Source organism: Draconibacterium sediminis (assembly GCF_000949475.1).
Lineage (GTDB): Bacteria > Bacteroidota > Bacteroidia > Bacteroidales > Prolixibacteraceae > Draconibacterium > Draconibacterium sediminis.
Genome location: NZ_JRHC01000004.1, coordinates 421,316 through 433,540, shown reverse-complemented (window position 1 = coordinate 433,540; position 12,225 = coordinate 421,316). Strand labels below are relative to the sequence as shown.

At 42.2% G+C, this 12,225-nt stretch carries 10 protein-coding genes; 1 reads left to right on the top strand and 9 read right to left on the bottom strand.

Annotated elements, in window-relative coordinates; translation table 11 throughout:
* Nucleotides 1–329 precede the first annotated feature (329 nt).
* From LH29_RS16250 to LH29_RS16215, 8 genes are all read right to left on the bottom strand, one after another.
* Nucleotides 330–1,751, bottom strand: coding sequence for a recombinase family protein (locus LH29_RS16250; protein WP_045031705.1), 1,422 nt, complete (start codon nucleotides 1,749–1,751; stop codon nucleotides 330–332).
* A 12-nt stretch (nucleotides 1,752–1,763) separates the two neighbouring features.
* Nucleotides 1,764–3,251 carry a YifB family Mg chelatase-like AAA ATPase gene (locus tag LH29_RS16245; protein WP_045031703.1) on the bottom strand — a complete coding sequence of 496 codons (1,488 nt, stop codon included), beginning with the start codon at nucleotides 3,249–3,251 and terminating at the stop codon, nucleotides 1,764–1,766.
* A 65-nt stretch (nucleotides 3,252–3,316) separates the two neighbouring features.
* On the bottom strand, nucleotides 3,317–4,246 hold the full coding sequence (locus LH29_RS16240; RefSeq protein ID WP_045031701.1) for a DUF58 domain-containing protein: 930 nt from the start codon (nucleotides 4,244–4,246) through the stop codon (nucleotides 3,317–3,319).
* A gap of 183 nt (nucleotides 4,247–4,429) precedes the next feature.
* Nucleotides 4,430–4,747, bottom strand: coding sequence for a thioredoxin (gene trxA, locus LH29_RS16235; RefSeq protein ID WP_045031698.1), 318 nt, complete (start codon nucleotides 4,745–4,747; stop codon nucleotides 4,430–4,432).
* Nucleotides 4,748–4,793: 46 nt separating this feature from the next.
* The gene (gene dnaE, locus LH29_RS16230; RefSeq protein ID WP_045031695.1) at nucleotides 4,794–8,441 is read right to left on the bottom strand and encodes a DNA polymerase III subunit alpha; all 3,648 of its coding nucleotides are present in this window, start codon (nucleotides 8,439–8,441) and stop codon (nucleotides 4,794–4,796) included.
* Nucleotides 8,442–8,561: 120 nt separating this feature from the next.
* Nucleotides 8,562–8,957, bottom strand: coding sequence for an HIT family protein (locus tag LH29_RS16225; protein ID WP_045031693.1), 396 nt, complete (start codon nucleotides 8,955–8,957; stop codon nucleotides 8,562–8,564).
* Nucleotides 8,958–8,962: 5 nt separating this feature from the next.
* Nucleotides 8,963–9,436, bottom strand: a complete 474-nt coding sequence (gene greA / locus LH29_RS16220) for a transcription elongation factor GreA (protein ID WP_045031690.1) — start codon at nucleotides 9,434–9,436, stop codon at nucleotides 8,963–8,965.
* A gap of 163 nt (nucleotides 9,437–9,599) precedes the next feature.
* Complete coding sequence (locus LH29_RS16215) at nucleotides 9,600–9,989, bottom strand: hypothetical protein (protein ID WP_045031688.1); 390 nt, start codon at nucleotides 9,987–9,989, stop codon at nucleotides 9,600–9,602.
* A gap of 233 nt (nucleotides 9,990–10,222) precedes the next feature.
* Between LH29_RS16215 and LH29_RS16210 the strand changes: the two genes are divergently transcribed.
* Nucleotides 10,223–10,675 carry a Rieske (2Fe-2S) protein gene (locus LH29_RS16210; RefSeq protein ID WP_045031686.1) on the top strand — a complete coding sequence of 151 codons (453 nt, stop codon included), beginning with the start codon at nucleotides 10,223–10,225 and terminating at the stop codon, nucleotides 10,673–10,675.
* A gap of 51 nt (nucleotides 10,676–10,726) precedes the next feature.
* Here LH29_RS16210 and ahcY read toward each other — a convergent pair whose 3' ends face one another.
* The gene (gene ahcY, locus LH29_RS16205; RefSeq protein ID WP_045031683.1) at nucleotides 10,727–12,145 is read right to left on the bottom strand and encodes an adenosylhomocysteinase; all 1,419 of its coding nucleotides are present in this window, start codon (nucleotides 12,143–12,145) and stop codon (nucleotides 10,727–10,729) included.
* Nucleotides 12,146–12,225: the final 80 nt, after the last annotated feature.

Below are 12,225 nucleotides of genomic sequence, written 5' to 3'. Positions count from 1 at the left end.
CTACTATTTGTATTTAACTTCTCTTTTATTTTGTTCACTTTTTCATTTTTGAAAAAAAAGAGGCAGTCAATTCGCATTAAGTGTCATACACTTCTATTTCGCTTAATGCATTTTGACTGCCTCTTCTGAGACTAAACAGCTTCAACAAACTGCTTAACACGTGGGTTTTTGTCATGCCTCCACTATGTACGTGGTCGGCCTACGTGGGCTTCGTTAAGCCCCAAATTTTACAAATAAAAATAGAGCACCCGTTAAGATGCTCTCACTATCTAGTGTTTTATTTTCTGTGTGCAAATTAACATAGAATTATTTTAATTTCCAAATAAAAACTACAAACGAAACTCACCGTTGCGAATCATCCATCCAATCTCAGCTCCATTACGTTTTCGAAATAGAAATTTAAACCAACCTTTAATCTGTATCTCAACCATGCCTTCCCAAACCAATACATGCTCCAATATAGATGCTAGTTCAGACTTGAATACCTCCTCATCTGTAGAAAAATGACTAATGTCGGAAGATAGTGTGTTGTCAACTGAACGAATGAAGCCCTCATAATCAAATATCTTTGTATTTATTGCATTAATCTGACTCTCTAGACTATCTTTCTTTTCATGGTAGTTTTCCTTGCTTATATCACCATCCAAGTATACGTCTAACAAAGCACTAAGCCTCTTTTTTACTTTCTCTATATCGGCTTTTAGAACAACTATTTCAGCTTGTTTTAGTTCCTTATCAGTCTGTAACTGTTTGCGCTTATCTGCATCCTTTGATGCCTTTGCATACTCCTCCACATGTTGTCTTACCACAAAATACAACCATGGCCGATTGATTTGTGTTTTGCATCCGTTGGAACATTTGTAGAGGTTCGCCCTTTGCGATGGATTAACTACTTGATGCATGGTCGAACCACACTTCTTACACTTTATGAGCCCCTGTAGTAAATTTACATTCACAGTATTGTTCCCTGCATATTGTTTTTTACTATCGATTGAATCATTAGCTTTCTGCCATAACTCGGAACTGACTATTGAAGGAACTGGAATAATAATATCCTTGTATTTTCTCTCACCCTTAAAAAATGAATTTCTTGCGATAGAATGAACGGCAGCTGGAGTCCATTTTTTGTCACCTACATTGGCATTAAGGTGTGCAGCTATTGAACGTGAGCCAATACCCTTGGCTAACATATTGAAGATAGTTCGAACGTTTTCGGCTTGTACCTCATTTACCTGTGGGCGTTTATCAACTGAATCGTAGCCGTATATCTTACCGTTAAAATCACCTCCTTGTTTTGCTGCTGATAACTTTCCTGATTGTATTCTCGTTGATAATTGCTCTGCCTCCATCTCTCCAAGAGCAGACAGTATATTAATTGTTAGTGTAGCTATAGAAGTCTTCTTACCGTGCTCATCAAGTGTTATTAAATTGTCTTTCTTTATGTACAGGCATATTTTGTTCGCTACTGTACTCTCAAAAAAGTCCACCACCTCTTTATTATTACGACCTAATCGTGATACCTCATGGCACAGTATGTGTTTTATGCTGTTCTCTTCGATGTATCGGAGCATTTCCATATACTGAGGTCTTTCCTTTGCCTCAGTTCTTGATCCGCTTATTTTCTCAGCGAATACCTTTGATACTTCTATATCCAATGCTACCGCCCATTTAGTCAACTCTTCAACCTGTCTTGTATAGTCCTGATCTTCGCTACTTACACGCCCATAGATAACACCAATCTTTTTACTCATATTTGTATTGCTTCAATTCAACGATACAAATATAATATTTCCTATATGCTTTATATTATTTTTCACATCTTTTAAAATACGGTCGTAAGCACGGGCCGAGAGGCCAAGCCGGTCCATGGCATTTTTAATCAGGTTATTGCTTTCATTGTCGAGCACCACATATTCGCGTATCAGTTTCGAAGTCATTTGTGCGTTGGCGTAAACTCCCTGATGTTCCGCAAAACGATTCTCCTGAATTTTCCGGGCAGCTAAAACCCGCTCCCGAACAGCTTCACTATTCTCTGACGACTCCATCTCCGATAGTTTTTTGAACGGAACGGGAACCACCTCCAGATGAATATCGATGCGGTCGAGCAACGGCCCCGAAATTTTATTGAGGTACTTTTGCACCACTCCCGGCGCACAAACGCACTCTTTTGTGGGGTGATTGTAATACCCACACGGACACGGATTCATGGAAGCTACCAGCATAAAACTTGCCGGGTACTCCACCGAAAATTTCGCTCGTGAAATGGTAATATTCCGGTCTTCCAGCGGTTGGCGCATCACTTCCAGCACTGTTCGTTTAAACTCCGGCAATTCATCGAGGAATAAAACGCCATTGTGGGCCAGGCTAATTTCTCCCGGTTGTGGATAATTTCCGCCGCCGACCAAAGCCACGTCAGAAATCGTGTGGTGCGGACTCCGAAACGGACGGCGGGTCATCAATGATGTTTCTTTATCAATCTTCCCAACTACCGAATGAATCTTTGTGGTTTCCAGCGCTTCTTTTAACGAAAACGGAGGTAATACTGTGGGAATTCGTTTCGCCAACATCGTTTTTCCGGAACCGGGAGGCCCTACCAAAATAATATTATGAGAACCTGCCGCTGCAATTTCCAAAGCCCGTTTTACATTTTCCTGTCCTTTTACATCCGAAAAATCGAGTGGGTTATTATTCACCTGAGCATAAAACTCGGCACGGGTATCGATTACGGTTTGCTCAAGGCTTCCTTCATCATTTAAAAAGTCGATTACTTCTTTAATGTTTTCGGCACCAAAAACTTTCAGGCGATCGACAACAGCTGCTTCGCGTGCGTTTTGTTTGGGCAGAATAAATCCTTCAAAATCCTCGGCGCGGGCGTTAATGGCAATGGGTAAAACACCTTTTATGGGCTGCAAAGTTCCGTCGAGCGAGAGTTCGCCCATTAGCACATACTTTGATAATTTATCGTGATTAATTTGTCCCGATGCAGCCAAAACAGCAGCTGCCAGCGGCAAATCGTAAGCCGATCCTTCTTTACGGATATCGGCCGGAGCCATGTTAATGATGATTTTCTTTTTGGGCCATTTGTAGCCGTTTAGGCGCAAGGCAGATTCAATTCGTTGCTGACTCTCTTTCACCGCACTGTCGGGCAGCCCCACAAGCAGGAATTTAATTCCGGTGGTTACATCAACTTCAATGGTAATTGTAGTGGCATCAATGCCGAAGACTGCGCTTCCGAAGGTTTTAACTAACATAAACGGGGATTTAGTTTAATATTAGTTAAATGTAATAAAAAGCGCTGAAATTTAAAAGGTTAGTTCTAGTACAGTTTTTTGCGTTTTACCAGATACGAAAACAAAACTTCCTTAAAATCGTTGTTGATATCGGCTTCGGCCAAATCGATCTGGTATTGCCCACACCTTACTTTCAGGTCGTCGAAATACTCGCTAACCGTATTGGTGTAGTGCTGTTTTACTTCCGAAGGATTAAACTTAACCACCTGCCCGCTCTCCAAATCAACAAACTTGTGCGGACGGTTACTAAATTCAAACTCCCGCTCCAATGAATGATCGGTCACATGAAAAAGAATCACCTCGTGTTTGTTGTAACGCAGGTGTTGAAGTGCCGAAAACAACTCCTCGTTTTTCGAGCTGTCGAGCATGTCGCTAAAAATAATTACCAGCGAACGTTTATGAATATTCTCGGCAATTTGATGAAGCACCTGTGTGGTATTGGTGTTTTTTCGTAAAACGGCATTTTCGGGCTGAATGAGCTCCGAAAGTTTTCCGTACATCACCTCGGCATTTACCGATGAAATTCGTGGTGACGAATGAAACTCAATTTCGTCGGAAAAAAGTGTAAGACCAACGGCATCGCGCTGTTTACGCATCAGGTAAATTAATGCAGCGGCCGTGTAAACCGAAAAAGCCAGTTTGTTGTGTAAATGCTTTTTCCCTTTTGTATAAGGGAACAACATGGATGAAGAAGTATCGACAACCAACTGGCAACGCAGGTTGGTTTCCTCTTCGTATTGTTTTACGAAAAGTTTGTCGGTGCGCGCAAACAATTTCCAATCGACGTGCTTGGTCGACTCGCCCTGGTTATATAAGCGGTGTTCGGCAAATTCAACCGAAAATCCATGAAAAGGACTTCGGTGCAATCCGGTTATAAAACCTTCAACAACCTCGTGAGCCACCAGCCCCAGGTTATCAAAACGGTGAAATTGTTCTATGTCGATGAGATTCTTCAAAATGATAAAAAGAAAAGCAATGTTGTTCTATTGAACACCCTTCGATTACGCTCAGGGTGACGCTTAGTCGAAGTCTGGTAATTCCAAACAAAAACTGTCATTTCGGAGATGGGAAAAGTTCACTCTTTAATAAGAGATTTCTTCTCGCCTACTCGTCGAAATGACAGTTTGAATTAAATGCTATTACAGCAATGCTTCCAGCTTGTCGATAAAAGCTTGTTTTGGAGCAGCACCAACTTGTTTGTCAACAACTTCGCCGTTTTTCACAAACAATACTGTAGGAATGTTTCTGATTCCGTATTTCATTGCAACATCCTGGTTGTTGTCAACATCAACTTTACCGATTACTGCTTTGCCTTCATACTCCGTCGACATTTCTTCAACAATAGGTGCAATCATTCTGCAAGGGCCACACCAAACTGCCCAAAAATCGATCATCACCGGTTTGTCTGAATTCATTACCAATTCTTCAAAATTGGCATCTGTAATTTCTAAAGCCATATTATTATCTTTTTATTGTTGTATATCGTATCTCTGTTTTGCAAAACTAATTAATTCTGACACTCATTTCCGGTTGCTCTTCAAAAAAGTTCAGAAATCCATCCAAAGGATTTACCCTTGTAGTTCTTGAAAACATTTCAATGTACATATTGTTCTCGGGATCAAAAACATTAAATTTCAGCAGGGCTTTTCCTTTGTATTCTCCGGCCAACTGCTCAACGCGTTTTACAAAGTCTTCGGTTAATACTTTTAGCGGTATGTTAATGGTTAGACTTTTAATATATTTTTCGCGCACATCGTCGAGCAACTCAATGCTGTTCACTTTGTACTCGTAAAAATCGCTGTTAAAACGCTGCTTCACCGAACCTCTTACCATTATAAACAGCCCCACTTTACAGAATTTACTGAAGTTTACATAGTCATTTCCAAAAAAGAAAAGTTCTTTTGAATCGGTGTAGTCAGTCAGGGTCATAACGGCATACATATTTCCGTTTTTCGACTGCCCTTCGCGCGCTGCCGTAACCATTCCACCAAACGTAAAGTCTTTCCCCTGGTATTTCGAGATATCGTTGTTCAGGTCTTTCAGCGCCACATCTCTAGAGCAGAAATTGGTGATCTCCAAACGGTAATCATCAAGCGGGTGTGCTGTTAAATAAATCCCGATCAGGTTCTTCTCTTTCTCCAGCAGAATTAACTTTGCCCACTCGTCAACTTTTGGGATTGGCGGCTTTTGAATGTCCTGCCCGCCTCCCATTCCGCCGAACAAACTTTGCTGTGCACTTTGGGCTTCAAGCTGAACACGGTTACCATAACGAATCAGTTTTTCGATAAAATTAGTATCGTCGTTCTCATTTTCACCGGCAAAAAAGCAACTGCGGTTTACCCCTTCCAGGTTGGTGAAAGCTCCGGCCATAGCAAGTGCTTCGAGGTTCTTTTTATTAACCGACTGAAGGTTTACATGCTCCACCAAATCGTAAATGGTTTTAAAATGACCTCGCTCGTTACGCACATCAATAATATGCTGAACCGCTGCGGATCCAACCCCTTTAATAGCTCCCATCCCAAAACGGATATCGCCTTCAGTGTTAGCAGTAAATTTGATAAAACTCTCGTTAACATCCGGGCCAAGTACGTTCAGTTTCATGCGCTTGCACTCGGTCATTAACTTGGTAATATCAACAATATTATTAAGGTTTCGGCTAAGGTTGGCCGCCATAAACTCGGCCGGGTAATGCGCTTTTAAAAAGCCTGTCTGGTAAGCAATGTAAGCGTAACAAACCGAGTGCGATTTGTTAAATGCATACGAAGCAAATGCCTCCCAGTCTTTCCAGATTTTATTGATTACTTCGTCGGTCTGTTTCCCTTTGTTTTTACATTCGTCAACAAACTGCCGGTTAGCTTTACAGCCGTCAACAAACTTAACCTTAAGCTTTTCCATTACCGACATAATCTTCTTACCCATCGCTTTACGCAGCGTATCGGAGTCACCACGCGTAAAACCCGCCAGCAAACGCGAGAGTAACATCACTTGCTCCTGGAACACGGTAATACCGTAAGTATCGCTCAGGTATTCTTCCATCATCGGCACATCGTAATCCACTTTCTGTTTACCGTGTTTACGTGCAATATAATCGGGAATGTATTCCATTGGCCCCGGACGATAGAGCGCGTTCATGGCCACCAGGTCTTCAAAACGGTTAGGCTTCAAATCGCGCAGGTGTTTTTTCATACCGTCCGATTCAAACTGGAAGATGGCAGTGGTTTCGCCATGACTAAAAAGCTCGAATGTCTTTTCATCATCCAGCGGAATTTCGTTGATCGGAACTTCAATTCCTTTCGACAGCTTGATGTTTTCCAAACACTCTTTTATAATCGACAGGGTTTTCAGTCCGAGGAAGTCCATTTTCAGCAAACCGATGTCTTCCACAAAACGCCCGTCGTACTGTGTTGTAAGCAAATGCTCTTCGTCTTTGGTAGGCATCAACGGAATATGATCGGTTAGCGGATCACGGCTGATTAAAATTCCACAGGCGTGCACCCCGGTATTTCGCACCGAACCTTCCAGCTTCTCGGCATAGTTCAGCGTATCAACAACCAAAGGAATAGGCGAATCCTTTTCCCTTGCCAGTTCGGGGCTCTCTTTAAACGCCTTTTTGAAACTCATTTTCGGAGCTTCGGGGACCAACTTGGCCAAACGATCGGCTTCAGGTAAGGGCAATTTCAGCACACGGGCCACATCACGAATGGAAGACTTGGTAGCCATAGTACCGAACGTACAAATGTGAGCCACCTTATCCTGCCCGTATTTATTGGTTACATATTCCAATACCAGCTGTCGTCCGTCATCATCAAAGTCGATATCGACATCGGGAAGCGATATACGGTCGGGATTCAGGAAACGCTCAAAAAGCAGGTCGTATTTAATCGGGTCGATGTTGGTAATTCCGGCGCAATACGATACTGCCGCTCCGGCAGCCGAACCACGCCCCGGACCTACAAGAACGCCATTATCTTTTGCCCAGTTAATAAAGTCCTGCGTGATAAGGAAGTAACCGGGATAACCCATTGTTTTAATGGTATTCAGCTCGAAAATCAGGCGTTCTTCCACACTCTTCTCAAGCGGATCGCCATAACGTTCTTTTGCCCCTTCGAATGTAAGGTGCTCTAAAAATGCCGACTCCAGTTTTACACGAATTACCTTATCGTATCCACCCAAACGTTCGAATGCCGAATCGCCAAATTCTTCGCGCAAATCAGCTTCCGAATATTTTTCTTTAAAACTTTCCTCTGTTCCAATTTCTTCAGGAATGGGAAACATGGGCATAATCGGCGCACTATTCAACTCAAAAGACTCGATTTTTTCGGCAATTTCGTTGGTGTTCGCCAAGGCCTCGGGAAGATCTTTAAAAAGCTCATTCATTTCGGCCTGCGTTTTAAACCACTCCTGTTTGGTGTAACGCATCCGGTTCGGATCGTCAAAATCTTTCCCGGTATTCAAACAGATCAGCAAATCATGCGCTTCCGCATCCGATTCGTTAGTGAAGTGAATATCGTTGGTAGCAATTAATTTCACCCCCAATCTTTTAGCCAGCGGAACCAGTTGCTTATTTACTTTTACCTGCCAGTCGTACACCTCTTCGCGCTCGCGTTGCGATTGCGCCGGATGCCGCATCAATTCCAGGTAGTAATCTTCGCCAAACAGTTTTTTATACCAAAGAACAGCGTCTTCGGCCGCCTTTATATTATTGGCCATTATATGCTGTGCAATCTCGCCTCCCAAACAGGCCGATGATGCAATCAGTCCTTCGTGATGTTTTTCCAGCAACTCCTTATCAATACGCGGCTTGTAATAAAAACCGGTAGTAGTTGCTGTCGATATCAGCTTGATGAGGTTAATATAACCAACCCTGTTTTTTGCCAGTAAAATAAGGTGATGCCCCGAGCGGTCGACCTTATCGCTTTTATCATTAATTGTGCGGGCAGCCACATATGTTTCACATCCTAAAATGGGTTTAATCTCGGCCTTTGAACAGGCGGCATGAAACTCTTTTATGCCAAACATTGTTCCGTGATCGGTTAAAGCCAAAGCCGGCATATTATCCGATTTTGCTTTGCCAACCAGGTCGCCGATGCTGGCAGCACCATCCAGAATAGAATATTGCGAGTGTACGTGTAAATGCGTAAATGGAACCATAAAAACTATGCTAAAAAAGTTTTTAAAGATACCAATTCTCGCAGCCTTATCCGGGGGATGTTAATAATTTTTGATGGATTTTTTGGAGCAAAAAAAGCCCCGATACTTTGATCGGGACTGCTAGTCAATATTTTCAGCGATGAGCTTTGCCAGCTGCTCCATTTCCTCTGGTGGGAATTTTGTTTTGTCGGCAAAGTTCAGCAAATCATGTTCGCTTTGCATGGGCACCAAATGAATGTGTGCGTGTGGCACTTCGAGACCCAAAACCATTACCCCAACTTTTTTGCAGGGAACAGCGTTCTCCAGTCCTTTGGCCACTTTTTTGGCAAACATTTGCAAACCTGCGTAGGTTTCATCATCCAAATCAAAAAGGTAGTCTACCTCTTTCTTCGGAATTACCAAAGTGTGTCCTTTTGCAGTTGGGAAAATATCGAGAAAAGCAAAGTAATTCTCGTCCTCCGCTACTTTGTATGAAGGGATCTCACCATTGATAATTTTTGTAAAAATGCTTGCCATCGTTCTTAAATTGAAATTTCTACAATCTCAAAAGGTATTACTCCTGACGGAACTTTAATTTCAACCACATCGCCAACTTTTTTGCCCATCAATCCTTTGGCAATTGGCGTTTGTACCGATATCTTTCCTTCTTTCAGATTCGCTTCACTTTCGGGAACCAAAGTATATTGCATAGTTGCATTATTCTTTATGTTCTTGATGGTTACTTTATTCAGAATCTGAACCTGCGATGTATTAATTTTCGACTCGTCGAGAATCCTGGCATTGGCCACTTTATTTTTTATCTGGGCGATTTTAGCCTCAAGCATACCCTGGGCATCTTTAGCTGCATCGTACTCGGCATTTTCCGAGATATCTCCCTTTTCAATGGCTTCGCCAATCTGCTTCGAAATTTTAGGACGCTCAACAGTCATCAAGTGTTCCAGCTCTTTCTTTAGCTTTTCTAATCCGTCTTTTGTTAAATATGTTACTTCGGACATTTTGTATCCTCCTTTATTTAATTGTTTCGCCTCAACGTAGGCATAAAAAAATAGAAAGAATCCCGATCTGCCCGGAACTCTTCCTTTTGCAAAATTATATAATTTCTTGAATATTAAAATATTCTAAGCAAAAAAATATCGAAAACGGGTGATATTTACGCAGTTAGACATACTTCCTATTGATAATCTCGCTATATATCACGGCTTTCTTCAACGAAAACTTCTCACCCAGTATCAACGACTTCTTTTTCGTTTTTTTTGGTTGCTCAACTTTTCGCCTTAGCGGTGCTGATTTTCTTACTTCAGTACTATATTGGTATGCCGGACGAATTTCCTGTACTGGCTCTTCTTCTACCATTTCGTCCAGCACTTCCTGTGGTTGTGGCTGACGTGGCATATCCTCATTGTCATCCATCAGCATTTCCCAAAAATCCTGTGCACTGCCGGTTTCGGAAGCGGACTCTCCGGGTGCGGCACTCTTTTTACGTGTTTTATTTAGAATGCCAAACACGGCAACTATCAAGGTCAATATGATAACTACTATATCATCCATAATTTTCTATCAGCAATAAATTGTATTTTTGGCTGTTCAGTTCATAAAAGTACGAAACGTGTACGGAAATAAAAATTTTCGCGTTAAAGAATAATACTGATTATTAAAAACATTGAGCTATTGGCTCGCGCACTCCCAATGACTTTGTTTTTATATCGGCATTAACCAATTTGAAAATAATTCAAAATAGCTTAATCATTTTCAAATTGGTGTAACAAAACAAATTTAGCATCATGCAAAAAAAGAACATCAACAGGAAGTCGGGGTATTCGGGAATGAAGTATTTGTTTTTTATCGCACTAACTTTTCTGATGTATTCGTCGTGCGACGAGATTGATTCTGAGATTCCGGATGTCCCAGTAAGGATTGAACTCAACCTTAATAGTCCATTATATAACGACTTAACTTTTCCTGGCAACACAATGCTGTTAAAAAATGCAGGATTTGGCGGAATAATCGTCACCTGCTTAACCGAAGGCGAACATTTCGCCTATGACGCAGCGTGCACCCACGAAATCCTACCATCATGCCAGGTCGAGCCAACAGGCCTTATCGGAACATGCTCATGCTGCAGTTCTGAATTTCAACTCTTCTATTCTGCCACTCCTGTCAAAGGGCCGGCAGCCGCCCCTTTAAAACAATACAACATATCGCTTGTCGGAAATACATTAAAAATATACAACTAAAAATGGGCTCCACTAAGTGAAACCCATTTTCTATCGTATAAAAATTTCTTCTTAATATCTGTAGTGCTCGGGCTTAAACGGACCTTCTTTTGAAACGCCCAAATAAGCGGCTTGCTTTTCGGTAAGCTCAGTCAGTTTAACACCAATTTGCGCTAAATGCAAACGGGCAACTTCCTCATCCAGCTTTTTCGATAATGTGTAAACACCCACTTCATAATCATTCTCCCACAAATCAATTTGTGCAAGCGACTGGTTGGTAAACGAGTTACTCATTACAAACGACGGGTGCCCGGTTGCACACCCCAGGTTTACCAAACGACCTTCGGCCAACAGGTAAATACAGTGGCCATCTTCGTAAGTATATTTATCAACCTGCGGTTTGATGTTTACTTTCTCGATGCCCGGCCATTTTTCCATCCGTGCTACCTGAATTTCATTGTCGAAGTGGCCAATATTACAAACGATCGACTGATCTTTCATTTTTGCCATGTGCTCGGCAGTAATTACATCGCAGTTTCCGGTGGTGGTAACATAAATGTTTCCTTCGGGCAATGCATCTTCCATTGTTTTTACCTCGAAACCTTCCATGGCAGCCTGCAGCGCACAAATCGGATCAATCTCGGTAACAATTACGCGGGCACCATAACTGCGCATTGAGTGTGCACACCCTTTACCAACATCTCCATAACCGGCAACTACAACCACTTTTCCGGCAATCATTACATCGGTAGCACGTTTAATACCATCGGCCAGCGATTCGCGACATCCGTAAAGGTTATCGAATTTTGATTTTGTTACCGAATCGTTAACATTAATAGCCGGTACCAACAACTCTCCTTTATCGGCCATCTGATACAAACGATGCACTCCGGTAGTTGTTTCTTCCGAAACACCTTTCCATTCGGCTACCGTGCGGTGCCATTTTTGGTTATCTTCTTTTAATGTAGTTTTCAGCAACTCGAGAATTACCTCTTCTTCCTCGCTTGACGCGTCAACATCCAAAACACTGGCATCTTTTTCGGCAGCATAACCTTTGTGAATCAACAAGGTAGCATCGCCACCATCGTCAACAATCAATTGCGGGCCTTTTCCATCGGGAAAACTCATTGCCTCGCGGGTGCACCACCAGTACTCTTCCAGTGTTTCACCTTTCCAGGCAAATACAGGCACTCCGGCTTTTGCAATAGCTGCCGCCGCGTGATCCTGAGTTGAAAATATGTTACAGCTTGCCCAACGAACATCGGCTCCAAGGGCAACCAAAGTTTCAATTAAAACAGCAGTTTGCACGGTCATGTGCAAGCTACCCATTACACGCACGCCGTTAAGCGGTTTGCGCGGGCCAAATTTTTCTCTGATGGCCATTAATCCCGGCATTTCCTTCTCCGCGATCTCAATTTCTTTTCTTCCGAATTCTGCCAATGAAATATCGGCCACTTTGTAATCTAGTTTTTCCTGAACTGACACAGTCATATCTTATTACTTTAATTTTTTCAAATAAAAAGGGGTGCAAAAATAACAATTTCTGCAACAAAAAAGTTGAAAATCAACGA